General features: G+C 41.7%; 1 protein-coding gene. It reads right to left on the bottom strand.

Annotation, left to right across the window (positions count from 1 at the left end):
* Window positions 1-427, bottom strand: a 427-nt coding sequence (locus KW850_RS32745; protein ID WP_483862199.1) for an oxidoreductase, incomplete at both ends; no start/stop codon positions are given.

Here is a 427-nt window from a genome sequence, read left to right as displayed (position 1 = left end):
CATTGTTCGTTCTGTACCGATTGTGTCGACAACTGCTTTAATTACTTCTTTCATGAAGGTTAATCTTTGAGCAAGGTCACCACCATATTCGTCTGTCCGATGATTGGTTATATCTGAATTAAATTGGTCAATTAAGTATCCGTGAGCACCGTGAATTTCCACACCGTCAAAACCTGCTGCTATTGCATTTTTCGCAGCTTGGGCATATTGATTGATTACTTCATTAATATCTTCAATTGTCATTTCTTCAGGAACATCATATGGCTTACGGAAACGAGAGACAAGGCCTTCAGCTGGAATAGCCGATGGTGCTTGAGGAGGCAGATTTCCAGCAAGCTCGTGATGAGATAAACGACCAACATGCCATATTTGAGCGATCATTGTTCCTCCCTCTTTATGCACAGCATCCGTTACTTTTTTCCATCCC

The organism is Bacillus sp. sid0103 (assembly GCF_019219025.1).
Note: the sequence above shows the minus strand (reverse complement) of the source record. Positions and strands in the feature narration are given on the sequence as shown.